This is a genomic window from Streptomyces sp. NPDC005262, from assembly GCF_042872425.1.
In the GTDB taxonomy this organism is placed as follows: domain Bacteria; phylum Actinomycetota; class Actinomycetes; order Streptomycetales; family Streptomycetaceae; genus Streptomyces.
Genome location: NZ_JBIAKK010000005.1, coordinates 407,212 through 429,874, shown reverse-complemented (window position 1 = coordinate 429,874; position 22,663 = coordinate 407,212). Strand labels below are relative to the sequence as shown.

The following is a 22,663-nucleotide window of genomic DNA, read 5'->3' as shown; positions in this document are numbered from 1 at the left end:
GCCGGGCGGTGGGTGACAGCGCCGGCGGGCCGCCGTCAGCGTTGCAGGGTGCGTCGCGCCGGGGCCACTCCGCCCGCCACCGCGCGCTGCCGCGGCGCCGCCGTGCCTGTCCAGCAGGTTCCGCGGCGCGAGACGAGGCGGCGGAGCCAGAGTTCCGTGGCTGCCAGGTCGGCAAGGCCGTCCACGGGCAGCGGTTCGCCCTCGGATGCCGCGCGCAGGGCCTTCCGCACGACCCGGGCCTCGATCAGGCCGGCGTCGGCGAGCAGCGGGGCGTCGAAGAGCGCGATCAGGTCGGGGAGCGCGGCGCGCAGGCCGGTGCGGCTGACCGCGGTCGAGGTGGCCTGGGAGGGGGTGCCCCAGCCCGCCGGCAGTTCATGGATGCCCGCACCGGCGAGGACCCGGCGCAGGATCGCGGCGCGGGCGCCGGGCTGGACGCGCAGCGATTCGGGCAGGGCCCGGGCGGCTCGCACCACCTGATTGTCGAGGAACGGGGCGTGCAGCCGCTGGCTGCGGATCTCGGCGGCCTGCTCCAGGACCCGGTGGTCGGCGGCGTGCCGGGCAAGCGCGGCCCGGGCACGCGCCTCACCGGGGCGCTGAACAGAGGTGGGACGGATCGCCGCCTCCTGCAGACGAACCGATACCTCGGCGAGCGCCTCCCCCGTCAGCCAGCGTGCGGCCGGGCCGGGCCGCGACCAGGTGAGGGCGGCGAGCGAGGCGTCGGCGGGGGTGTCGAGGCCGGGGGTGTGCCGATTGGCGTCCGGGAGGCGGTCGGCCGCCGCTTCGAGGCCGCTGCGGTACGACGTACGGGCCAGGCGGCGGGCGGCCCGGTAGACGGTCAGCGGGACGAACAACGAGTGCGCCGACGGCCGTTCGGCTCTGGCCAGGGCGGCGACCGGGCGCAGGAGGTGGCGTCGGCGCCGATCCATCAGGAGGTCGGCGAGGCGGGCCGGGTGGGCGTCGAGGACCTGCCGGGCGCCGTCACCGACGAAGTGGTCGGCGCTGCCCGCGGCGAGCCGGCGGCGGTGGCGTTCGGCGACGACGAGGGATGCGGCCGGCTCGTCGGTGAGCGGGCCGCTGCCCAGGTCGGCGTAGGGCAGGGCCTCCTCGCCGGCGGCTACGACGACGTGATGCAGGCGCGGGTTGGCGGCGATGACGGCGGCGCGTTCGAGTTCGTCCTCGTGATCGCGGGTGGTGAGGTCGTTGAAGGTGACGGCGAGCAGCCGCTCGCCCGCTCCCGTGCCGTGGCCGAGGAGCGTGCCGGGCAGCCCCGGCAGCCCCGCGGCGAGCAGGGCGAGGGTGGCGGAGGCGCTGCCTCCGGAGAGATCGGCGCCGATGCCGGGGACGGGTGCGCCACGGGCGGCGCGGCGTTCGGCAGGGCCCATGCCGGGGACCGGGCCCGGGTCGGGCGGCAAGGACTCGGGGGCGTGGCGCGGGGCCGTGAGCCTGGCGCGTACCGCTTCGACCAGCGCATCGCGCACCCCGTCCACGGCGCTCACCGGGTCGAGTTGGGGCGCCGCAACGGCGAGGGAGGCGACCGGTTCGTACCCGGTGATCTCGCGCGAGCCCTCGCGGAGGATGAGCGCGTGCCCCGGCGGGATGCGCTTCACACCCACGTACGGAGTGCCGTCGCGCAGCGCTTCCGGTGTCTCGGGGCAGGCGAGCAGCGCGGCCAGGTGGCCGATGTCCAGCTGTGCCTCGATCAGGTCGGCGAGCGGGAGTGCGGCGGTCGCGTACGCCGTGCCGCCGGCCCACGGTGTGTAGAAGACCGGGCGGGCCCCCGCGAGGTCCCCGACGACGGTGACCCGTCGGCCTATCTGGACGACGGCCGTGTAACTGCCCGCCCAGGCGGTGAGATGGCGCAGCGCCCCGCCGCGGGCGGCGAGGAGACCGAGCCGGAGCTGTTCGTCGGTGGCGCCGCAGCAGCCGAGGACGGCGAGGCGGGCGGTGGGTGTGCCCTCGGCGGTCTCCAGGGTGCTGATCCGGATCTCGTCGGGCCGCCAGTCTCCGACGGCCCAGAGCGGATCCGGGTCGCCCCACAGGAGCTGGGAGCCCACGGGGTGCACCGTGCGCCCCTCGTCACCCCCGCCGACCGCCCCGACCGTGCCGAAACTCGCGGCGATACTGCTCCACCCCACCAACCAACGCATCGCCGCCTCCACGGGCTGTGGACAAAACGGCGCGCCCGGAACATGTCGGGAGAACTGCGGGAGCATGCAGCGCCGTTGCGAACATGCTGCCACGACAACGGCGCGCAGGAGTGGCTGCGGAGGGCGCACGTCGGAAGCGCATGCGCCCCTGGCAAAGGCCGCAGGGCGGGTGGCGGGGTGCCCGACCCCGGCAGCGCGGACGGCGTGGCGGACCGCAGGACAACGGACGCAACCGTTCCGGGTGTTGCGTTCCCCGTCGCACCCGGACCGTACCGGCTGAAATCCGGCCAGCCTCCGGTCCGCCCGCCAACAGCCCGTCGAGTGTCCGCGAATCGCCCGCCCCAACCTCGACCGACCGACGTCATTCGGCCATTCTCGGAGGGTGCATCGACCGCACGGCGCGAAGGATGTCGTACATGACGCCCCGTTATGTTCCTTTTTGGGGCATGACTGTCGGGCTGGATCCGCACCGACTCCGTGCTGGCGGCCGCATCGGTTCCGCCATCGGATGCCCATCGGCTCCACGCACGGTCCGGGAGGCGTGGTTCGCCTCCCGGACCGGTCCGCCGCCTGCGGGGAATGAGGCGGCAGTGTCCCCCAGCCCACTGAGTCCAGTGCAGTGGGCCGACCCACGCAGCACCATGGAAGCGCTCCCGCCGCGGCCGGACAACAGCGCACGGCCGGGCGCACGGCCACACGGCAGGAGCACGAGGGGAGCTCGCCCCACAGGGTCCGGAGCAGCATTCCGGCAGGTCCGCAGGGCGACCGGATCGTCACGCCGGGCTCGCTCCCCGGCCGCCTCGTGTCCGCCGGCCGTCCGCCTCATCCTCCCCTCCCGCCCCTCGCCTCCCCCCGTCTCCCCTTCGTCCCGTCGCGTCCGCACCACCATCCGTCCGCGGCCGTCCGCACGGGCAACAATCCCGCCATACGGACGTCTGCCCCTTAACGGTAGGGATGCGGCGAACTACGCTGGGTTCACTGAGGTTCTCGGCAGGAGGCATATTCCTCGGGGCTCGGCCACATGCCTGTGCGGCCGGAGTGCCGGGGTCCGTCCCTGGGGAGGACACGGTACGAATGCCGCGCGCCTCGTCGGGTGACGCGGCGGCCGTCTGTGTGTCGAGGGGTGGCGCATGTCCAGGGAGCAACGCGGGCCGAACGAGAAGCTCGGAACCGTTCTCGCCCTCGCGGGAATCAGCAACGCCGGGCTCGCCCGGCGAGTCAACGACCTCGGGGCGCAGCGCGGTCTGACACTCCGCTACGACAAGACCTCGGTGGCGAGATGGGTCTCCAAGGGCATGGTTCCTCAGGGCGCCGCGCCCCATCTCATCGCCGCGGCGATCGGCGCAAAACTCGGCCGCCCGGTCCCGCTGCACGAGATCGGGCTCGCGGACGCCGATCCGGCACCGGAGGTCGGTCTCGCCTTCCCCCGCGATGTGGGCGAGGCGGTGCGTTCGGCGACCGAGTTGTATCGGCTGGATCTGGCCGGACGGCGTGCGGGCGGCGGCGGGATCTGGCAGTCGCTGGCGGGCTCGTTCTCGGTCAGTGCCTACGCGACACCCGCGTCCCGCTGGCTGATATCCCCCGCCGACGCGTCGGTGGCACGCGACTCGTCGGCTGCGGAGGCCGCGATCCTCGGCACGCAGAGTGTGCCGGCTGCGCAGGGCGCTCAGAGTGCGCCGGGCGCACAACGGGGCGCATCAGCAGGCGACGCACCGGGCGTTCCGAGCACGGAGGGCGCGCCGGGCGCTCCCGCACTTCCCGCACAGCCGGGGTCCGACTCCGTGAACGACATCTCGCCGCTCCGGGTCGGCCACAGCGACGTGACCAAGCTGCGCGAGGCGGCCCAGGACGCGCGCCGCTGGGACTCCAAGTACGGCGGTGGCGACTGGCGCTCCTCCATGGTCCCGGAGTGCTTACGGGTGGACGCGGCGCCACTGCTCCTCGGTTCGTACAGCGACGAGGTGGGCCGCGCGCTGTTCGGCGCCGCCGCCGAGCTGACCAGACTCGCCGGGTGGATGGCGTTCGACACCGGCCAGCAGGAAGCCGCGCAGCGGTACTACATCCAGGCGCTGCGGCTGGCCCGGGCCGCCGCCGACGTACCTCTCGGCGGCTATGTCCTCGCCTCGATGTCGCTGCAGGCGACCTATCGCGGCTTCGCCGACGAGGGGGTCGACCTCGCGCAGGCCGCCGTCGAGCGCAACCGCGGGCTCGCCACCGCCCGCACCATGAGCTTCTTCCGTCTCGTCGAGGCGCGGGCCCATGCGAAGGCGAGCGACGCACCGGCCGCAGGGGCGGCGCTCAAGGCCGCCGAGAGCTGGCTGGAGCGTTCCCGGGACGGGGATGCGGACCCGTCGTGGCTGGGCTTCTACTCGTACGACAGGTTCGCCGCCGACGCCGCGGAGTGCTACCGCGATCTGAAGGCCCCCCGGCAGGTGCGCCGCTTCACCGAACAGGCACTGTCCCGGCCCACCGAGGAGTTCGTCCGCTCGCACGGGCTGCGCCTGGTGGTCTCGGCGGTCGCCGAGCTGGAGTCGGGCAACCTCGACGCGGCGTGCGCGGCCGGCACCCGGGCCGTGGAGGTGGCGGGCCGCATCTCGTCGGCGCGGACGACCGAGTACGTACGGGACCTGCTGCACCGTCTCGAACCGTACGGGGACGAACCGCGCGTCGCCGAGCTGCGTGAGCGGGCTCGACCGCTGCTGGTGGCGCCCGCGTAGCGGCCTTCCGCGGGCGACGCCCGCCTCCTCGGATGCCTGCGGTTGCCTGCGCGGAGTCCTCCGGGCGACGTGCAGGCGACCGCCGGCCGAAATCTCGGCGCCACGCTGGGCCCCGCTGGTTTGAGTGCGTTGTCAGTGGGTCAGTGCACTATCGGGGTGGGAGGTGGCGTGATGATGACGCACGCGGCGTACGACTGCGATGTGCTGGTGATCGGCGGCGGGATCGTCGGCCTGTCGACGGCGTATGCGATCACGCGGACCGCTCCGGGCACACGGGTCACGGTGCTGGAGAAGGAGTGGGGCCCGGCGCGCCATCAGACGGGGCGCAACAGCGGCGTGATCCACAGCGGTATCTACTACCGCCCCGGCTCGCTGAAGGCCCGCTATGCGGTGCGCGGCGCCGCGGAGATGGTCGACTTCTGCGCGGAGCATGGCATTCCGCATGCGGTGACCGGCAAGCTGATCGTCGCGACCGAGCGCTCCGAGCTGCCCCGGCTGCACGCGCTGGTGCAGCGCGGCCGGAATCACGGGCTGCCGGTGCGGGAGCTGGGACCTGCGCAGATCGCGGAGTACGAGCCGCAGGTGCGCGGGCTCGCGGCGATCCGGGTCGGGACCACCGGGGTGTGCGACTTCAAGGCGGTCACCGAGCGGTTCGCGGCCGAGGTGCGTGGCGCGGGCGGGCTGATCCGGTTCGGCGCGGAGGTCACGGCGATCGACCGCCGCCCGTGGGGTGTGGCGGTGCGGACGGCGGACGGACGGGTGGTGCGGGCCCGGGTCCTGGTCAACTGCGCGGGGCTGCAGTGCGACCGGGTGGCGCTCCTCGCGGGCGACGACCCGGGCATGCGGATCGTGCCCTTCCGCGGGGAGTACTACGAGCTGGCCAGGCCGGAGCTGGTGCGCGGTCTGGTCTACCCGGTCCCCGACCCGGCGTTCCCGTTCCTCGGGGTGCACCTGACCCGGGGCCACGACGGCGGCGTCCACGTCGGGCCGAACGCGGTGCCGGCGCTGGCCCGCGAGGGGTACGGCTGGCCGGTCGTACGCCCGGACGAGCTCCTGGACACGCTGGCCTGGCCCGGCTCCTGGCGGATCGCGCGCAGGCACTGGCGGTACGGGGCGGGAGAGGTGCACCGTTCGCTGTCGAAGCGCGCGTTCACGGCGGCGGTGCGCCGGCTGCTGCCCGAGGTCACCGAGGACGATCTGCGTCCCGCCGCGGCCGGTGTCAGGGCCCAGGCGGTGCTGCGCGACGGCACGCTGGTGGACGACTTCCTGATCCGCGAGGCCCCGCACACCGTGCACGTGCTGAACGCTCCGTCGCCCGCCGCCACGGCCTCGCTGCCCATCGGGCGGGAGGTGGCACGCAGGGCGCTGCTCCGGGCACGCGGGACGGGATGGAAGCCGCCCGCCGTAGAATCGGGGCATTGTGTCTGAGTCCTTGAATCCTGCCCCCGAGACCGACGAGTCCCACGATCTGCGTGCCGCCGCCTTCGAGCGGCAGCGCAGGCTGCGTCAGGAGCCGCGCTTCCCCGGCGGGCCCGCCGCCGATCCGGCCGGTTCGCACCACGAGCGCCGGATCCGCAGTTTCCAGCCCCGCCGCAGCCGTGTCACACCCGGCCAGGAGGACGCTCTGCAGCGGCTCTGGCCGAAGTGGGGTCTGGACATCGACGGGCAGTCGGTCCTCGACCTGCCGAAGCTGTTCGACGGGCTCCCGGTCGTGCTGGAGATCGGCTTCGGGATGGGTGAGGCCACCGCGCAGATGGCGGCCGACGACCTGGGCACCGGCATACTCGCCGTCGATGTGCACACCCCGGGCCAGGGCAACCTGCTCGGTCTCGCGGACCGGAACGGTCTGTCCAACATCCGGGTGGCCAACGGTGACGCGATCATCCTACTGCGCGAGATGCTGCCGCCGGACTCGCTCGACGGGCTGCGGGTGTACTTCCCCGACCCGTGGCCCAAGAAGCGCCACCACAAGCGACGGCTGATCCAGCCGGAGTTCCTCGATCTGGTGGCGCAGCGGCTGAAGCCGGGGGCCGTGCTGCACTGTGCGACCGACTGGGAGCCGTACGCCGAGCAGATGCTGGAGGTGCTGACCGCGCACCCCGGCTTCGAGAACACCCAGGCGGACGGCGGCTACGCACCGCGGCCCGCGTTCCGGCCGCTGACCCGGTTCGAGGGACAGGGCCTGGACAAGGGCCATGTCGTGCACGACCTGCTGTTCGCCCGCCGCTGAGCCGCAGGGCCGCTGAGCTGCTGATATTCCTGCGGGGCCGGTAGGCACCCCCCGTCGCCCCATGGTCAGTTGTCGGTCCCGCTCGTTAGGGTCGTCGGGTGTCCGACGGGTCTGTGCAGCAAAAACAGTCGCAGCCGGCCGTCCCGCTCCTCCAGGAGCAGCGGGTCGGCGAGATCCTGGCGGCCGTGCCGGAGCGGGGCCAGTGGCGCTACCGGCCGCGCCGGGTCGGCCTGGTCTGGCGGAGCAAGACGTTCCGAGCCGGTGCGGTCTTCACGGTGCTGGCTCTCTGCGGGCTGGTGATCCTCGCCCTGGTCCGCGATCAGACGGGTACGGAAGGGTTCCTGGTCGGTCTGGGCCTCGCCGTACTGCCCGTACCGCTGCTGATGGCGGCGTTCCGCTGGCTGGACCGGGTCGATCCGTGGTCCTGGCGGAATCTGCTGTTCGCCTTCGCCTGGGGTGCGTGCGCCGCCGCCCTGGTCGCGATCATCGCGAATTCGTTCGCGACCCGCTGGATCGCGACGGCCACCGCCGACCCGGCGAGTGCGGACACCCTCGGCGCCACGGTGATAGCACCGGTGGTCGAGGAGAGCGCGAAGGCCGCGGCCGTCCTGCTGATCTTCCTCTTCCGAAGGCGCCACTTCAGCGGCATCCTCGACGGCGTCGTCATCGCGGGCTTCACCGCGACGGGCTTCGCCTTCACCGAGAACATCCTCTATCTGGGCAATGCCTTCGGCGAGGACCAGCAGATCGGTACGTCGGGCTTCGCGTCGGTGACGGCCGCGACGTTCTTCGTACGCGTCGTGATGACGCCGTTCGCGCATCCCCTCTTCACCGTGCTGACCGGCCTGGGTTTCGGATTCGCGGCGCTCTGCGCACGTAGCCACCGCATCCGCCGGATCCTGCTGCCCGTGCTCGGGCTGATGCTCGCGATGGGCATGCACGCCCTGTGGAACGGCTCGGGGTCGTTCGGTCCTTACGGCTTCTATGTCGTGTACGGGGTGTTCATGGTCCCGGTCTTCGCGCTGGTCACCTGGCTGGTGATCTGGTCGCGCCAGCGGGAGCTGCGGACACTGGCCACCGAACTGCCCGCCTATGCGGCAGCCGGCTGGCTCACCCCGGCCGAGCCGCTCGCGCTCTCCTCGATGCGGGCCCGCGGCGTGGCCCGGGACGTTGCGCGCCACCAGCACGCGAGTGCCTACGGAAGCGCGGGTGCGTACAGCGCCTCGTACGGAGTGCCGTACCCGAGCCCCGGCTACGGCTACCCCGCGCCCGGCCCGCCGCAGCCCCACTCACCGGCATACGGCAACAGCCGGGTCGTGGTGCAGGTCCGCAGTCATGCCAAGGCGCAGGCCAAGGCCCGCGGCAGGGCGGCCGCCCGGGCGGTCGCCGAGTACGAGTCGTTCGCGACGTCACTGGCGTTCCTGCGCCGCCGGGCCCGCCGCGGGGCCGCGGACCCGGACTTCGTGGCACGCGAACTGGAGCTGCTGCACCATCTCTGGCAGCGCAGGGGGGTGGCCGGACCCGCGCTGACGTACGCGGCGCAGGCGACGGGCCGCCTGCGCCCCCGGTACATACCTGCGGGGCCGGCCCCGCACCCGCCGTACGGCGGCTACCGGCCGAACCCGTATCTGTCCCCCCACGCCCAGCAGCCGTACGCCCGGCCACCGTACGGCAGCGTCCCGCCGCCGCGCTCCCGGTGAGGGCTCAGGCCGATGCCTCGGTGAGCTCCGCCAGTTCCTGTCCGGTCAGCTCGAGGTCGGCCACGGCCACCAGGGCGGGCACCTGTTCGACCGTACGGGCCGAGGCGATCGGCGCGGCGACGGTCGGACGGGCGGCGAGCCAGGCCAGGGCGACGGTCGCGACTTCTGCGCCGCGCTCCTCGGCAACCTTGTCGAGTGCGGCCAGGACCTTCTGACCGCGCTCCGACGCCAGGTGCTGACCGGCCTTCTCGGCCCGCGCGCTCTCCACCGACGCACCCGGACGGTACTTGCCGGTGAGGAAGCCCGCGGCCAGGGCGAAGTACGGGACTGCGGCGAGACCGGCACGGGCGGCCGTCTCCTGGAGCTCGCCCTCGTACGTGTCGCGGGAGACGAGGTTGTAGTGCGGCTGCAGGGCGACGTAACGGGCGAGCCCTTCACGCTCGGAGAAGTCCAGGGACGCCTGGAGCCGCTCCGGGCTGATGTTGGAGGCGGCGATCTCACGCACCTTGCCGTCCTTCACCAGCTGGTCGAGGGCGGTGATGATCTCCTCGACCGGGACGGTCTCGTCGTCGAAGTGCGTGTAGTAGAGGTCGATGTGGTCGGTGCCCAGCCGGCGCAGCGACTCCTCGGCCGCGCCCTTGATGGTGGCGGCGGAGAGCCCCTTGTACGCGGGGTGGGCGCCGACCTTGGTGGCGACGACGATGTCGGAACGGCTGGACCGTGCGGCGAGCCACTTGCCGATGACCGTCTCCGACTCGCCGCCCTCGTTGCCGGGGATCCATGCGGAGTACGCGTCGGCGGTGTCCAGGAAGTTGCCGCCCGCCGCGACGTACGCGTCGAGCACGGCGAACGACTGCGCCTCGTCGGCGGTCCAGCCGAAGACGTTGCCACCGAGCGCGAGCGGGAAGACCTGAAGGTCGGAAGAGCCGAGTTTGCGAAGCGAAGTCATAAGTAGATCAACGGACTCCGCCACGCCCGCTATTCCGTACCGGGGGTTGAAAGGGGGCCCGTACGGGCATCCGCACCGGATTCGTGAGACCGGGTGACAGCAGACCGGCAGCCCTGACGTCGGGGGGGAGCGTCAGGACTGCCGGGTACGAGGGGCCGGAGAACCGGCGCGGGCTCAGACGGTGAGGCCCTTGTCGCGCAGCCAGGTCATCGGGTCGATGCCGGTGCCGTCCGGGGTGTGGACCTCCAGGTGGAGGTGGGGTCCGGTCACGTTGCCGGTGGCTCCGACACGGCCGATGGTGTCACCGGTGGTGACCTTCTGGCCGACGCTGACGTCGATCGACGACTGGTGGCAGAACCACAGCTCCGTACCGTCCTCGAGCTCCAGGACCGTGCGGTAGCCGTACGAACCGGACCAGCCCGCCGACTTGATGGTGCCGGTGTGGATGGCCTTGATCGGGGTGCCGGTCGGCGCCGCGAAGTCGAGGCCGGTGTGGTAGCCGGAGGACCACATCGAACCGGCTTCACCGAAGGTCGAGGTGATCGTGTACGAGGAGGTGGGGATGGCGTAGGAGGCGGCGAGCTTGGCCAGCCGCGCGGCCTCGGCCTTCGCCTTCGCCGCTTCCTCCGCCTTCTTCTTCTCGGCGGCGGCCTTGGCCTCGGCGACGTCCTGCTTCGCCTTGGCCTCGGCGGCGGCCTTCTCCGCGGCGGCCTTCTCCTCAGCGGCCTTGATCTCCGCTTCGGCAGCGTTCTGCTGCTGCTCGGCCTGCTGAAGGATGCGGGCGCGCAGCGCCTCACCGGCGTCGGTGGTGCCCTGCTCGGCCTCGGCGGTGGTGATGCCGGCACTGGTGAGCGGGGCGGTGGCGGCCACGGACTTCGCCTGGTCGGTGGCGGACTCGTCGGAGAACAGGGCGCCCACGCCGGGAAGGGACTTGGCGTCGGGGAGGTTGTCCGCGAGGGAGTCGGGAAGGGAGATGGAGACCGGCGGCTTGCTCTGCGCGGTGGCCATGCCACCCGCACCTACGGCCGCGATGACGCCGACGCCGAGCACCGTGGAGCTGCGGGCGAGCCCGTTGCGCTGCTTGACGACGCGGTGTCTGCCGCGTACGGGGCGGACGGACTCCTCGGTCGGGTTCCATTCGTCCCACGCCCGGTCGGTCTCACCGAAACCGTCGGTCGCGAACTCAGTGGTGAACTCGGCGCCGAAATCGGTTCGCTGCTCGGTTCCGTACTCGGTCGTGAAGTCGGATCCGAACCGGGAGGGGGCTTCGGGGGCAGGCTTGTTGGACGCCACGGGGGCGCACTCCTTTCCTTCCTTCTCGCCTACCGGGTTAGCTGACGGGTTCGGAGCAGGAAGGTCTCCTACGGATCCCTCTGTCTCTCACGAGACACAGGTGTCCGATTCACCCCATGTAGGTGGTTCCCCGGTTCCCTTGCGGAATTCGGCGCTTGCGCACGGTGCCGCCACTGACGACGGCTGGGACAACCGCGCTGCGTTATCGAACGTTAATAGACGGACGGGTCCGATTCCAAGCCGTTCCCACTGATCGTTAACGGCTTTGGCCTGGACTTTCCGGGACACAATCGGGCGGAAACGGGCGAGTTGATCACCACTCAGCCCATACTCGTTTTCTGACGTTGCGTCAAATGTTATGCGGAGTGATGCCTTTCGATTACGCACGGTGGCATCGTCCTGCGAAGCCCCTTCACCGACTCGCCCCTGCCTCACTCACATCCCGGCCCACGATCTTCACAGTCCTGCGCCGCTTCGGCTGCCCCCGCGCGGGGCGTGCGACCGCGAGCAGCGCCATGTCGTCGGTGGACCTGCCACCGGTGTGCAGCCGTACGTCGTCGGCCAGCGCGGACAACAGCTCCTCGGGCTCGGGAAAGATCCGCCCACGCAGCCGGACCGCCGGATCGTAGAAGACGCCTTGGGCGTCGCGTGCCTCGGAGAGTCCGTCCGTGTATGCGAGCAGCGTCATCCCGGCGGCCAGCTCCCATGCATCGGCCCGGTCCGTCCACACCCCCAGGTCCATGCCGAGCGGCAGCGCGGGCACTGTCGGCACCAACACGTCCAGTGAGCCGTCGGGGTGGAGCAGCAGCGGCTCGGGGTGGCCGCGGTTGACGATCCGCACCTCGGCCGCGCCGGGCGGGATCTCGGCGAGCACGGCGGTGACGAACCCTTCGACCGGATCGATCCCGCCCCGCCTCGCCCCCTCCCGCGCCAGCGCCCGCTCGAGCCTCCGCGCCACGCCCTCCAGCGAGTCCTCCTGCTCGGCGGCCTCCCGGAACGCGCCGATGACCACCGCCACCGTCCCGACCGCTTCGAGCCCCTTGCCCCGCACGTCCCCGACCACGAGCCGTACCCCGTACGAGCTCTCCGCCACGGCGAACAGGTCACCACCGACGAATTCGTCCGCCTGGGCCGCCTCGTACCGCGCGGCGACATGGAGTCCCCCGATCCGCTCGGACGGAATCGGCAGCACGGCCCGCATGGCGGTCTCCGCGATGACCCGCGCCGAAGCCAGCTGCTCGTTGCCGCGGCGTACGACCTGGTTGATGACGACGGCGAGGGCCGAGACCGTGATCACGGTGGAGAGCTCGATGGACGGCACGACATCCCGCAGAGTGCCGCCGGACGTCCGCAGCACGACGATCGAGAGAATCGCGGCAACGCCGATACGGACGGTGCTGGCCAGCGAGAAGAACGGTGCGGCGATCAACGGAGCGGCCACGAACATCGGCACGGCGGTGAAGGGCGGTGGGCTGAGGTAGTCGAACACGAGCCCACCGACGATCATCAGGAACGGCAGCGCACGCACGAACCACCAGGCCCAGCCGCGCACCACGGCACGCCCCCGGGCCCGCCCCCCGCGCAGCTCCTTCGCCATCCCCACCTGTGGTCTCCTGCCCGGCGCGCCCTGTGCTGTCCTGGGCGGTGCGCCCTGTGGTCTCCTGCCCGTGCACGCACGGCTGTCCTGACCTGCACGCGCACGGCTGCGGACACGCGCCCCGCTTCCCAGGCTTGCCGCAGCGGCGTCGCGCGGCGACTCCTCGTCGGCCAAAGGGGGGACGGAAAACACGAATCAGGCCCGGCACGCTCAATGCGTGCCGGGCCTGATCCTTCAGTAGCGGGGACAGGATTTGAACCTGCGACCTCTGGGTTATGAGCCCAGCGAGCTACCGAGCTGCTCCACCCCGCGTCGGTGAACACAACTCTACGCCATCAGGAACGGACTGCTGACCACCAATGGAATGGCTGCCCGATCGAGCGGCCCGGGCGCCTTTCCCGCAGCGTTCCCGCCCCGGCCCCGCCCGGGTCAGTTCGAGTCGGTGATGTGTGGCGCCCGCTTCGCGTCGACCGCCGGTTTCCCCGCGCTCGCGCTGCGCTGGAGCGAGTGGAGAATGGCCAGCCCCTGGCCCACCACACCCGCCGCCATCTCATTGACCCCGCTGGTGCCGTTGAGCACGGTGAGGTCGGCCCCCTTCATCCCGCGGGCGGCCGCGTCGGCCAGCGCCGGCAGGTTCTCCACGATGCGGTTGGCCGCGATCAGTTCCTGGTTGCCGTCCCGGAGCGAGGCGGCGCGGGCGGTGTTGGCGTCGGCCTGCGCCTGGGCCAGGGTCCGTTCGGTGTACGCGTTGCCGTCGGCCTGGAACTTCGCCCGGTCACGGGCGGCCTCGGCGAGCGTGCGCTGCCGGTACGCCTCGGCGTCCGCCGGACGCCTGACCTCCGCCTCCAGCCGCTGTGCGGCCAGCCCGGCCTGCCGCTCGGCCAGAGCCGTCTGCTCCTCGATGACCTCCTGCGACGCCCTGGCCTGCGCCAGTGGTCCGGCCTGGGCGGCGCGGGCGTTGTACTGCTCGGTCTCGGCGAGGAAGCCGGCCCGCTTGATCGCGGTGTCCCGCTCGTACTCGGCCTTGAGCGCCGCGGCCTGCTGCTCGCGCTCGGCCGCTTCCTGGTCGGCCCTGGCCTGGGCGATCCGGGCCTGGCTGGCGACGGCTGCCGCGTGCGGGGCGGCGAGGTTGTTGATGTAGCCGGTGGCGTCGTCGATCTCCTGGATCTGTAGGGCGTCCACGACGATGCCGAGTTTCTCCATCTCGCCGTGGCTGCCCGCGATGACCTCCTGGGAGACCCGGTTCCGTTCCCGGATGATCTGTTCGACGGTCAGCCCGCCGATGATGGAACGCAGGTGACCGGCGAAGATCCGGCCGGCGAGTTCCTCCATCTGCTCCTGCTCCGACAGGAAGCGGCGGGCGGCGTTGGCGATGGAGACGGCGTCGTCACCGACCTTGAAGACGGCGACTGCGCGGACGTTGAGACGGATGCCCTGCTGGGTGACGCAGTCCTCGGTGATCTCGGCCTCGCGCAGCGCCAGGGAGAGCATGCGCGCCTTCTGCTTCACGGGTACGACGAAACTGCCGTGGCCGGTGACGATCCGGAACTGGGTGTCCTGCGTCTGCCGCTTCGATCCGGAGATGAGCATCGCCTCGTTGGGCGCGGGAACGTGCCAGAACAACATGAGCGAACTCCTGCCGTTAGGTCATTTCATCGGCGTTCGTCCCTGGCGTCGGGTCGCGGCTCCGCTTCCTGCCTTCAGGCCGGCAGCCGTTCGACCATCACGCTGCGCGCCGAGACCGAGTCGACGACGACCACACGTTCGTCCCGGTCGATCGACGTCGTCGACCATGCGGTGTATGCCTCCGACCCACCACGGACGGCCACCAGCACTTCGCCCGGGCCGTCCTGCGGGATCGGCACGGTCACGCGCCCGATCGCCCCGACCGGGCTCAGGGCGGACTCATCCACGGCTCTCATACGCCCTCGCCCACGCCTCCCTCATGATTCCAAGGTACTCCGCACCACCCCTTGAGGAACGGCCTCGAACGACGACGAGCAGGCGCCTATATGTGGTGGTATGACTGATTGAGAATTCAGACATTCGACGCTGCGCCACAGCGACGGCCAGGGAGCCGAACATGGACGACTACCCCCTGCTCAATCTGTTCTGGACCATGCTCTGGTTCTTCCTCTGGATCATGTGGCTGTTCCTCCTCTTCAGGGTCATCGCGGACATCTTCCGCAGCGACGACCTGGGGGGCTGGGCCAAAGCGGGCTGGCTCATCCTGGCCCTGGTGCTGCCGTATGTCGGTGTCCTGATCTATGTGATCGTGCGCGGCAGATCCATGGGGAAGCGCGACCTCAAGGAGGCCCAGGAGAGAGAGGCCGCCTTCAAGGCGTACGTGCGCGAGGCCGCAGTCGCCGGTGACACGGGCGGCGGCCCGCCGAAGGGCCGCGGCAGCGTCGAGGAGCTGGCGAAACTCGCCGACCTCAAGGACCGGGGCGCCATCACGGAAGAGGAGTACCGGCAGGCGAAGACGAAGCTCCTCATCTGAGCCGCGTCACCCCTCCGGCCCCTGGGCCGTACTCCTCATCCCAGCTGTCCCGGCCCGCAATGGACCGGGATCCGCTGGATGCGGTTGTTCCCGAAGCCGCCGCGGTTCCACGGCTGGGCCAGCGGCTGGACCCGGCCTGCCGCATCGGTGGCGCGGGCGGCCAGGACATGGTTTCCGGGCGTGGCCGTCCACGTCGACTGCCACCGCTGCCAGGCCCAGGGGTGCGCCCCGCCCCTGTCCGGCGGGGCGAGTTCGGCGTCGCACCAGGAGCGGCAGTCGTCCGTGGTCACCTCGACCCGGGTGACCGGCGGCCACCCCGACCAGGCCCTTCCCTCCAGCAGAACGCGGCCGGGGTGTACGAAACGGATCCTGGACATGAAGTCCGGGCACCCCGGCGGGACCATCAGCGCCCTGGGGGCCATCCGGGTGACGGGCCGGCCCGGATCACCGGGCTCCTGGCGGTAGCGGTAGGCCGTCGCCTGCTGGAATCCGGTGAACGGGGTGCCGGTGAGCCGGATCTCGCGCAGCCACTTCACATGCGCCATGCCGTACCACCCGGGCACCACCAGCCGGAGCGGATGGCCGTGCTGCGGCGGCAGCGGCCCACCGTTCATCCGGTACGCCACCAGCACTTCCGGGTCGTCTCCGGTCGCCACGTCCAGCGGCAGGCTCCGCCGGTAGTCCTGCTCGACGCCCCGCTCGACCCCGTGGTCGGCCCCGCCGAAGACGGCCTCGACGGCGTCCGGCTCGATTCCGGCCTCGGCGAGCAGCAGCCGCAGCGGCACGCCGGTCCACTCCGCCGTACCGACCGCCTCGACCAGCCACGGCTGGCTGACGGGGCGCGGTGCGAGCAGGGCCCGGCCGTTGCCCGCGCACTCCATCGTGACGCGCAGGGTGACGGCCGGGAACGACCTCAGGGCCGCCACGTCCAGCGCCAGCGGTCTGCGGACCCGGCCGTGCACGGTGAGCTGCCAGCGCGCGGCGGAGGCGTCGGGGACGTACGGGATGTCGTAGTGGACGAGTACGTAGTGCAGTCCGAGCGGGGTGAGGTCGTGGCGCAGTGCCTCCAGCGGCAGTCCGTGGTTGCGCGCCGCGAGGGCGAGTTCCTCCGGGCTGATGTCCTCGCCGGGCCCGGCGAGGCGCCCCGGTGGGCTGAGCTCGTCGGTAAAAGGCCCTGGGCCTTCGTCCATGGCTTCATGGTGCGCCCGCCGGCGTCCGGCGCCCACCGCTCACCTGCACCGCATGTCGCTCTTTGCGCGGCCCCGGGCGATTGCACGGCCCCCCGCCGGGCGGGAGCGTGGAGGCATCGGCGGTCCGCGCGCCCGGCAAGGAGACGACCATGGACGGCACCACTCTCGAAGCGATGCGAACCGCGCTGCGCGGCCCGGTCATCGGCCCGCGGGACCCGGAGTACCGCGAGGCCCGCACGGTCTACAACGCCATGATCGACCGGCGTCCGGCTGCCGTGGTGCGGTGCGCGGACGCGGCGGACGTCATGGCCGCGGTCGGCTTCGTCCGCGCCGAAGGTCTCGAACTCGCCGTCCGGGGCGGCGGACACAGCGGTGGCGGACTGTGCCTGGTGGACGACGGCGTCACCCTCGACCTGTCGCCCATGCGCTGGTCGCACATCGATCCGGGCACCCGTACCGCCCGCGTCGGCGGCGGCAGCAGGCTCGCCGACCTCGACCACGCCGCCCACGGCTTCGGGCTGGCCACCCCCGCCGGGATTCAGTCCACCACAGGCATCGGCGGCCTCACCCTCGGCGGCGGCCACGGCTATCTCACCCGCAGCTACGGCCTGACGGTGGACAACCTGCTCGCGGCGGACGTCGTACTGGCCGACGGCAGCTTCGTCACCGCGAACGAGAGCGAGAACGCCGATCTGTTCTGGGCGCTGCGGGGCGGCGGCGGGAACTTCGGCGTCGTCACCTCGTTCAGCTTCCGGCTGCACCCGGTGGACACCGTGGGTGTGGCGATCACCGTATGGCCGGTCGACCGGACCCGCGAAGTCCTGGAGTGGTACCGGGACTTCCTGCCGCAGGCGCCCGAAAAACTGAACGGCTTCTTCGCGGCGCTCAGCGTGCCACCCGGCCCGCCGTTCCCGGAGGAGCTGCACGGCCAGAAGATGTGCGGCGTCGTCTGGTGCTGGACCGGCGACCCCGATCTCCTCGAAGCGACCCTCGAGGTCGTGAACGAACCGGGCCCGCCGGCCTTCCACTTCACGGCACCGATGCCGTACCTCGCACTGCAGGGCATGTTCGACGACCTGCTCCCGGCCGGTCTGCAGTGGTACTGGCGCGGCAACCTCTTCGACCGGATCACGGACGGCGCCGTCGACGTACACACCAAGTACGCCGAGAACCTCCCCACCGATCTGTCGACAATGCATCTGTACCCGGTGGACGGAGCCGCCCACCGGCTGGGCCCCGACGACACGGCCTGGGCCTACCGGGACGCGGTCTGGTCCGGTGTCATCGCGGGCATCGACCCGGACCCGGACAGCGCCGAGAGACTCAGGCAGTGGTGCGTGGACTACTGGGAGGAGCTGCATCCGCACTCGATGGGCGGTACGTACGTGAACTTCATCGGCGCGGGTGAGACGCAGGACCGGGTGAAGGCCACCTACCGCGGTCACTACGACAGACTCGCGAAGATCAAGCAGGCCTACGACCCGGACAACTTCTTCCACGCCAACCAGAACATCCCGCCGGCCGGACAGCACTGACCGGCTCCGGCTCCTCGGTGGTGGAAAACCGACGATGTGCGCGGCCGGGTGCCCGGCGGAGTGCGGCAGCCCACGGACGGGGGCTGCCCCCGGACGCGTCGAACGCTATGCCGGAACCTTCCGTTCAACCCGCCTGGAAGGGACACCATTCGTGTCCTCGTGACCGGCGGCTCGTTACCCCCACTGTGATCGTCTCCACCGTCGCCCGGCGCCTGGCCGCCGCCTCGCTGACAGCAGCCGCCCTGGCCGCACCCCTGCTCATGTCCCCGACCGCGCACGCCGACTCCCGGGAGACCGTCCTTCTGCTGACCGTCTCCGGCAGCGAGAACACCTGGATCCGCGGCATCGCCCTCCAGTGTCCGGCCACCTCCCAGGGACACCACCCGAGGGCGGCGGAGGCGTGCGCCGCGCTGGACGGGGCCGGGGGCGACTTCGACAGGCTGCCCGGCGATCCGCACCTGTGCCCGCTGATCCACGACCCCGTCACGGTCACCGCGAAGGGAATGTACGACGGCGGCACGGTGGACTGGCAGCACACCTACCCGAACGCCTGTGCCATGGAGGCGGCCGCGGGACCCGTCTTCGCATTCTGATCCGGGCTTCGAGTCTCGAACGTCCTTGCCCTGCCCCACGCGTCGGGCAGGGGCGTAGCCCGTGTCCGACCCAGGGCTTTCCCGCGTATGTATGGCGATGCTCACCCGGCCGCAACGAGCTCGCCGGTCGGCGCGAACAGTAGAGTTTCGGCTGCGTCAGCCCCCGAACACCGAGGTATCGGCCGTGATCCCCGCAGAGCTCGCAATACCCCCGTCACCTGCGCCGACCGTGGTGGGGATCGGCGCCGACGGGTGGGCGGGGCTGCCGGAGAGCTCGCGTGCGGTGCTGCTCAACGCGCAGGCGGTGATCGGCGCTGCGCGGCAGCTGGATCTGCTGCCGCCGGTCTGTACGGGGCGCCGTGTGCCCTGGCCCTCTCCGCTGCGGCCCGCCGTGGCCGGTCTCCTTGCCGCACAGCGGGGGCTTCGGGTCGCCGTGCTGGCCAGTGGCGACCCCATGTTCTACGGCATCGGGCGCACGCTCTGCGAGGAGTTGGGTGCCGGGAACCTCCGCATCCTGCCGCATCCGTCGTCCGTCTCCTACGCCTGTGCCCGGCTCGGCTGGCCGCTGGAGGACACCGAGGTCGTCACGCTGGTGGGCAGACCCACCGCCCGGCTGGCCGCCGCCCTGCACGAGGGCCGGCGGCTGCTGGTGCTGAGCGCGGGTGCCGGAACGCCCGGTGAAGTGGCCGCGCTGCTGCGCGAACGCGGCTTCGGGCCCAGCCCGATGCGGGTGCTGGAACAACTCGGCGGCGAGGCCGAGGACTGTGTCACGGGGACGGCCGACGGGTGGGCGCATCCGGCCGGCGATCCGCTGAACGTCATCGCGGTCGAGTGCCGGCGGGCCCCGGACGCACTGCGGCTCGGCGCCGTACCCGGGCTGCCGGACGACGCGTACGAGCACGACGGACAGCTCACCAAGCGTCATGTCCGCGCCGCCACCCTCGGGGCGCTGGCCCCGGCGCCCGGCGAACTGCTGTGGGACATCGGCGGCGGTTCCGGATCGATCGCCGTCGAGTGGAGCCGTACGCACCCGTCCTGTCGTGCCGTCACCGTCGAGCGCGACCCGGTACGGGCCGGGCGCATCGCCCGTAACGCGGACCGGCTCGGCGTCCCCGCTCTGCGTGTGGTCACCGGCCGTGCCCCCGAGGCGCTCGCCGGACTGCCGGTGCCGGACGCCGTGTTCATCGGCGGCGGGCTGACCGTGCCGGGACTGCTCGACGCCTGCTGGGACGCGCTGCCGCCCGGCGGACGGCTGGTCGCCAACACCGTCACGCTGGAGTCCGAGGCGCTGCTCGCCGAGCGGTACCGGCGTCATGGCGGTGATCTGGTGCGGCTCGCGGTGGCGCACGCCGTGCCGGTCGGCGGCTTCACCGGCTGGCGGCAGGCCATGCCGGTCACGCAGTGGTCCGTGTGCAAGCCCGTCGGCACCTCCCCGGTACCGCCCTCACCGTCCTCATCAGGAGAGAACAGATGACCGTGTACTTCATCGGCGCCGGGCCCGGCGCCGCCGACCTGATAACGGTGCGCGGTGCCCGGACGCTCGCCGCCTGCCAGGTCTGTCTGTACGCGGGCAGCCTGGTCCCCCGCGAACTGCTCGCCGAATGTCCGCCGGACGCCCTCCTCGTCGACACCGCGCAGCTCAACCTCGACGAGATCACCTACGAGTTGGTACGCGCACACGAGGACGGGCACGACGTGGCCCGGCTGCACTCCGGCGACCCGTCCGTCTTCAGCGCGGTCGCCGAGCAGATGCGGCGTCTCGACGCGGCTGGTGTGCCGTACGAAGTGGTGCCCGGCGTCCCGGCGTTCGCGGCCGCCGCGGCGGCGCTGAAGCGGGAGCTGACCGTGCCGACCGTCGGCCAGACCGTCATCCTCACCCGGATCGCCCACCGCGCCACGGCCATGCCGGACGGCGAGGACCTGGCGACGCTCGGGCGCAGCGGTGCGCTGATCGTGCTGCACCTGGCCGCCCGGTACGTGGACCGGGTGGTCGAGGAGCTGCTGCCGCACTACGGGGCCGACTGCCCGGCCGCCGTGGTGGCCATGGCGTCCCGCCCGGACGAGCTGATCCTGCGCGGTTCGCTGAGCGACATCGCCGAACAGGTGAAGGCCTCCGGAGTGATCCGTACCGCCGTCATCATGGTCGGCCGCACGCTGGCCGCCGAGCAGTTCCGCGACAGCCACCTCTACTCGGCGGAGCGCGACCGGCACGTCTGCTGACCCCGAGGGATACCGCCCGGACGCCGGCCCTCACTCGCCGGCCAGGCTCGAACACCGAGCCCGTCCCGCGATCGAGGGCACCCGGGAGCAGGCAGGGTGGGAGACCGGGCGGTCAGTGGACTCCGCTGCGGCCGACGACCGCGCCCGCCCGGTCGATGCAGATGACGTCCACGGCCACCGGCGCCCCGCGCAGCACCGACAGCGCCTGGTCGCGCGCGGCCACCGCGACCAGGTCACCCAGCGGGACCCCGGCCGCCGCGCACAGCTGGAGGGCGGCCAGGCCCGTGTTGGCGTCCGCCACTTCGGCGGCCAGGGCCGCGTCCGCGCCGCCCTGCCGGGCGAGTTCGGCGAGGAACCCCTTGTCGACCTGGGAGCGGGCCGAGTGCAGGTCCAGATGGCCCGCAGCGAGCTTCGACAGCTTCGCGAACCCGCCGCAGACCGTCAGCCGCTCCACCGGGTGCCTGCGTACGTACTTGAGCACCGCTCCCGCGAAGTCCCCCATGTCGAGCAGGGCGATCTCCGGCAGTCCGTACTCGGCGACGACGGTCTTCTCCGAGGTCGACCCCGTGCACCCCGCCACATGCGTGTGCCCCGCCGCGCGGGCCACGTCCACGCCGCGGCGGATCGAGTCGATCCACGCCGAGCAGGAGTACGGGACGACGACCCCGGTCGTGCCGAGGATCGACAGACCGCCCAGGATGCCCAGCCGCGGGTTCCACGTGGAACGGGCGATCTCCTCGCCGTGATCGACGGACACGGTGACCTCGACGTCGCCGGTGGCCCCGTGGTCCGCGGCGATCCGCGCGATGTGGTCGCGCATCATCTGCCGCGGCATCGGATTGATCGCGGGCTCGCCGACGTCGAGCGGCAGACCTGGGCGGGTCACCGTGCCCACCCCGGGACCGGCCCGGAACACCACACCCGAACCGGGCGGCAGGCGGCGCACGGTGGCCCGCACCAGCGCGCCGTGCGTCACGTCCGGGTCGTCCCCCGCGTCCTTGACCACGCCGGCCGTCGCCCGCTCCCCGTCGAGCTCTTCCACCGCCAGCGCGAACGCCGGGGTCTGGCCCTTCGGCAGGGTGATGGCCACCGGGTCGGGGAAGTCGCCGGTCAGCAGGGCCGTGTACGCCGCGGTCGTGGCCGCGGTCGCACAGGCACCGGTCGTCCAGCCGGGCCGCAGGCCGGTGTGTTTGAGTTGGGCGCTGCGCCCGCCCTTCGCCTCACTCATGTCTGGACCGATCCCATGCACGTACTCGTCCTCGGTGGCACGACGGAGGCCCGCCGCCTCGCCGAGCGCCTGGCGGGGGCGCTCCCCGCCGGGGCCCGGGTCACCAGCTCGCTCGCCGGCCGGGTGGCCAGTCCGAAGCTGCCGCCCGGCGAGGTACGGGTCGGCGGGTTCGGCGGAGCCGACGGACTCGCCGAGTGGCTGCGTACGCACCGGGTCGACGCGCTCATCGATGCCACCCATCCTTTCGCCGGGACGATCAGTTTCCATGCGGCGTCGGCCGCCGCCGCCGCCCATGTTCCCCTGCTCGCGCTGCGCCGGCCCGGCTGGGTGCCCGTCGACGGCGACCGCTGGCATCCGGCCGGATCGCTGGACGAGGCGGCTGCCGTCCTGCCTGCGCTGGGCCGCCGCGTCTTCCTGACCACGGGCCGGATGGGCCTCGCCGCCTTCGCCGGCCTCGACTCCCTGTGGTTCCTGATGCGGTCCGTGGACGCCCCCGACGGCCCGTGCCCGGCGCGGATGGAGGTCCTGCTGGACCGGGGGCCCTTCACCCTCGACGGCGAGCGGGAGCTGATCCGCCGTCACCGCCTCGACGTCCTCGTCACGAAGGACAGCGGGGGCCACGCCACCGCACCGAAGCTGGCCGCCGCCCGGGAGGCCGGCATCCCGGTGGTGGTGGTCCGCCGGCCGCCGGTCCCGGCGGGCATACCCGTGGTCGGTACGCCGGAACTCGCCGTGGACTGGCTGGCCGGCCTGCGCGGCTGAGG

At 72.2% G+C, this 22,663-nt stretch carries 18 protein-coding genes, 1 tRNA gene and 1 riboswitch; of the genes, 10 read left to right on the top strand and 9 right to left on the bottom strand.

What is annotated here, in order from left to right; all coding sequences use genetic code 11:
* Positions 1-35 precede the first annotated feature (35 nt).
* The gene (locus ACFYP5_RS17155) at positions 36-2,147 is read right to left on the bottom strand and encodes an asparagine synthase-related protein (protein WP_389036135.1); all 2,112 of its coding nucleotides are present in this window, start codon (positions 2,145-2,147) and stop codon (positions 36-38) included.
* Positions 2,148-3,277: 1,130 nt separating this feature from the next.
* Here ACFYP5_RS17155 and ACFYP5_RS17150 point away from each other — a divergent pair.
* From ACFYP5_RS17150 to ACFYP5_RS17135, 4 genes are all read left to right on the top strand, one after another.
* Positions 3,278-4,864, top strand: coding sequence for a sporulation protein (locus ACFYP5_RS17150; RefSeq protein WP_389036133.1), 1,587 nt, complete (start codon positions 3,278-3,280; stop codon positions 4,862-4,864).
* 171 nt (positions 4,865-5,035) lie between these two features.
* Positions 5,036-6,292 carry an L-2-hydroxyglutarate oxidase gene (lhgO, locus tag ACFYP5_RS17145; RefSeq protein ID WP_389036130.1) on the top strand — a complete coding sequence of 419 codons (1,257 nt, stop codon included), beginning with the start codon at positions 5,036-5,038 and terminating at the stop codon, positions 6,290-6,292.
* Positions 6,285-7,094, top strand: coding sequence for a tRNA (guanosine(46)-N7)-methyltransferase TrmB (trmB, locus tag ACFYP5_RS17140; protein WP_389036128.1), 810 nt, complete (start codon positions 6,285-6,287; stop codon positions 7,092-7,094). The genes lhgO and trmB overlap by 8 nt, the downstream gene beginning before the upstream one ends.
* Positions 7,095-7,192: 98 nt before the next feature.
* Entirely contained in the window at positions 7,193-8,794 is a 1,602-nt protein-coding gene (locus tag ACFYP5_RS17135) for a PrsW family intramembrane metalloprotease (protein WP_389036125.1), read from the top strand.
* Positions 8,795-8,798: 4 nt separating this feature from the next.
* Here ACFYP5_RS17135 and ACFYP5_RS17130 read toward each other — a convergent pair whose 3' ends face one another.
* The 6 genes from ACFYP5_RS17130 to ACFYP5_RS17105 form a co-directional block, all read right to left on the bottom strand.
* Positions 8,799-9,743: an aldo/keto reductase gene (locus ACFYP5_RS17130; RefSeq protein ID WP_389036122.1), complete on the bottom strand. Its 945-nt coding sequence runs from the start codon at positions 9,741-9,743 to the stop codon at positions 8,799-8,801.
* Between the two features lie 174 nt (positions 9,744-9,917).
* Complete coding sequence (locus tag ACFYP5_RS17125; protein ID WP_389036120.1) at positions 9,918-11,036, bottom strand: M23 family metallopeptidase; 1,119 nt, start codon at positions 11,034-11,036, stop codon at positions 9,918-9,920.
* Positions 11,037-11,047: 11 nt separating this feature from the next.
* A riboswitch (cyclic di-AMP (ydaO/yuaA leader) is annotated at positions 11,048-11,200 on the bottom strand.
* 248 nt (positions 11,201-11,448) lie between these two features.
* Positions 11,449-12,633: a PP2C family protein-serine/threonine phosphatase gene (locus ACFYP5_RS17120; RefSeq protein ID WP_389036205.1), complete on the bottom strand. Its 1,185-nt coding sequence runs from the start codon at positions 12,631-12,633 to the stop codon at positions 11,449-11,451.
* A gap of 238 nt (positions 12,634-12,871) precedes the next feature.
* Positions 12,872-12,945: transfer RNA gene (locus tag ACFYP5_RS17115), tRNA-Met, on the bottom strand.
* A gap of 117 nt (positions 12,946-13,062) precedes the next feature.
* Positions 13,063-14,259, bottom strand: coding sequence for an SPFH domain-containing protein (locus tag ACFYP5_RS17110; protein ID WP_389036117.1), 1,197 nt, complete (start codon positions 14,257-14,259; stop codon positions 13,063-13,065).
* A 74-nt stretch (positions 14,260-14,333) separates the two neighbouring features.
* Positions 14,334-14,555 (bottom strand): hypothetical protein, encoded by a 222-nt coding sequence (locus tag ACFYP5_RS17105; RefSeq protein ID WP_313938095.1) that lies wholly within the window; start codon positions 14,553-14,555, stop codon positions 14,334-14,336.
* Positions 14,556-14,716: 161 nt separating this feature from the next.
* Between ACFYP5_RS17105 and ACFYP5_RS17100 the strand changes: the two genes are divergently transcribed.
* The gene (locus ACFYP5_RS17100; RefSeq protein ID WP_389036114.1) at positions 14,717-15,133 is read left to right on the top strand and encodes an SHOCT domain-containing protein; all 417 of its coding nucleotides are present in this window, start codon (positions 14,717-14,719) and stop codon (positions 15,131-15,133) included.
* A 35-nt stretch (positions 15,134-15,168) separates the two neighbouring features.
* Here the strand turns inward: ACFYP5_RS17100 and ACFYP5_RS17095 are convergent, their stop codons facing one another.
* Positions 15,169-16,323 (bottom strand): sulfite oxidase, encoded by a 1,155-nt coding sequence (locus ACFYP5_RS17095; RefSeq protein WP_389036111.1) that lies wholly within the window; start codon positions 16,321-16,323, stop codon positions 15,169-15,171.
* 149 nt (positions 16,324-16,472) lie between these two features.
* On the opposite strand from ACFYP5_RS17095, the gene ACFYP5_RS17090 reads away from it, so the two are divergent.
* The 4 genes from ACFYP5_RS17090 (at position 16,473) to cobM (ending at position 20,671) form a co-directional block, all read left to right on the top strand.
* Positions 16,473-17,858 (top strand): FAD-binding oxidoreductase, encoded by a 1,386-nt coding sequence (locus ACFYP5_RS17090; protein WP_389036109.1) that lies wholly within the window; start codon positions 16,473-16,475, stop codon positions 17,856-17,858.
* 185 nt (positions 17,859-18,043) lie between these two features.
* Positions 18,044-18,451: an SSI family serine proteinase inhibitor gene (locus ACFYP5_RS17085; protein ID WP_389036106.1), complete on the top strand. Its 408-nt coding sequence runs from the start codon at positions 18,044-18,046 to the stop codon at positions 18,449-18,451.
* Between the two features lie 187 nt (positions 18,452-18,638).
* Complete coding sequence (gene cbiE, locus ACFYP5_RS17080) at positions 18,639-19,925, top strand: precorrin-6y C5,15-methyltransferase (decarboxylating) subunit CbiE (RefSeq protein ID WP_389036204.1); 1,287 nt, start codon at positions 18,639-18,641, stop codon at positions 19,923-19,925.
* Positions 19,922-20,671, top strand: a complete 750-nt coding sequence (gene cobM, locus ACFYP5_RS17075; protein WP_389036102.1) for a precorrin-4 C(11)-methyltransferase — start codon at positions 19,922-19,924, stop codon at positions 20,669-20,671. The genes cbiE and cobM overlap by 4 nt, the downstream gene beginning before the upstream one ends.
* A gap of 112 nt (positions 20,672-20,783) precedes the next feature.
* On the opposite strand, the gene ACFYP5_RS17070 is transcribed toward cobM, so the two are convergent.
* Complete coding sequence (locus tag ACFYP5_RS17070) at positions 20,784-21,899, bottom strand: cobalt-precorrin-5B (C(1))-methyltransferase (protein ID WP_389036100.1); 1,116 nt, start codon at positions 21,897-21,899, stop codon at positions 20,784-20,786.
* 15 nt (positions 21,900-21,914) lie between these two features.
* Between ACFYP5_RS17070 and ACFYP5_RS17065 the strand changes: the two genes are divergently transcribed.
* Positions 21,915-22,661: a cobalt-precorrin-6A reductase gene (locus ACFYP5_RS17065; RefSeq protein WP_389036097.1), complete on the top strand. Its 747-nt coding sequence runs from the start codon at positions 21,915-21,917 to the stop codon at positions 22,659-22,661.
* Positions 22,662-22,663 lie beyond the last annotated feature (2 nt).

What these genes read in the sequence shown, in the direction of transcription:
- ACFYP5_RS17155 (WP_389036135.1), bottom strand. Translation starts at nt 2,147, where the DNA reads ATGCGTTGGTTGGTGGGGTGGAGCAGTATCGCCGCGAGTTTCGGCACG.
- ACFYP5_RS17150 (WP_389036133.1), top strand. Translation starts at nt 3,278, where the DNA reads ATGTCCAGGGAGCAACGCGGGCCGAACGAGAAGCTCGGAACCGTTCTC.
- lhgO (WP_389036130.1), top strand. Translation starts at nt 5,036, where the DNA reads ATGATGACGCACGCGGCGTACGACTGCGATGTGCTGGTGATCGGCGGC.
- ACFYP5_RS17130 (WP_389036122.1), bottom strand. Translation starts at nt 9,743, where the DNA reads ATGACTTCGCTTCGCAAACTCGGCTCTTCCGACCTTCAGGTCTTCCCG.
- ACFYP5_RS17120 (WP_389036205.1), bottom strand. Translation starts at nt 12,633, where the DNA reads ATGGCGAAGGAGCTGCGCGGGGGGCGGGCCCGGGGGCGTGCCGTGGTG.
- ACFYP5_RS17110 (WP_389036117.1), bottom strand. Translation starts at nt 14,259, where the DNA reads ATGTTGTTCTGGCACGTTCCCGCGCCCAACGAGGCGATGCTCATCTCC.
- ACFYP5_RS17105 (WP_313938095.1), bottom strand. Translation starts at nt 14,555, where the DNA reads ATGAGAGCCGTGGATGAGTCCGCCCTGAGCCCGGTCGGGGCGATCGGG.
- ACFYP5_RS17100 (WP_389036114.1), top strand. Translation starts at nt 14,717, where the DNA reads ATGGACGACTACCCCCTGCTCAATCTGTTCTGGACCATGCTCTGGTTC.
- ACFYP5_RS17095 (WP_389036111.1), bottom strand. Translation starts at nt 16,323, where the DNA reads ATGGACGAAGGCCCAGGGCCTTTTACCGACGAGCTCAGCCCACCGGGG.
- ACFYP5_RS17090 (WP_389036109.1), top strand. Translation starts at nt 16,473, where the DNA reads ATGGACGGCACCACTCTCGAAGCGATGCGAACCGCGCTGCGCGGCCCG.
- cobM (WP_389036102.1), top strand. Translation starts at nt 19,922, where the DNA reads ATGACCGTGTACTTCATCGGCGCCGGGCCCGGCGCCGCCGACCTGATA.
- ACFYP5_RS17070 (WP_389036100.1), bottom strand. Translation starts at nt 21,899, where the DNA reads ATGAGTGAGGCGAAGGGCGGGCGCAGCGCCCAACTCAAACACACCGGC.
- ACFYP5_RS17065 (WP_389036097.1), top strand. Translation starts at nt 21,915, where the DNA reads ATGCACGTACTCGTCCTCGGTGGCACGACGGAGGCCCGCCGCCTCGCC.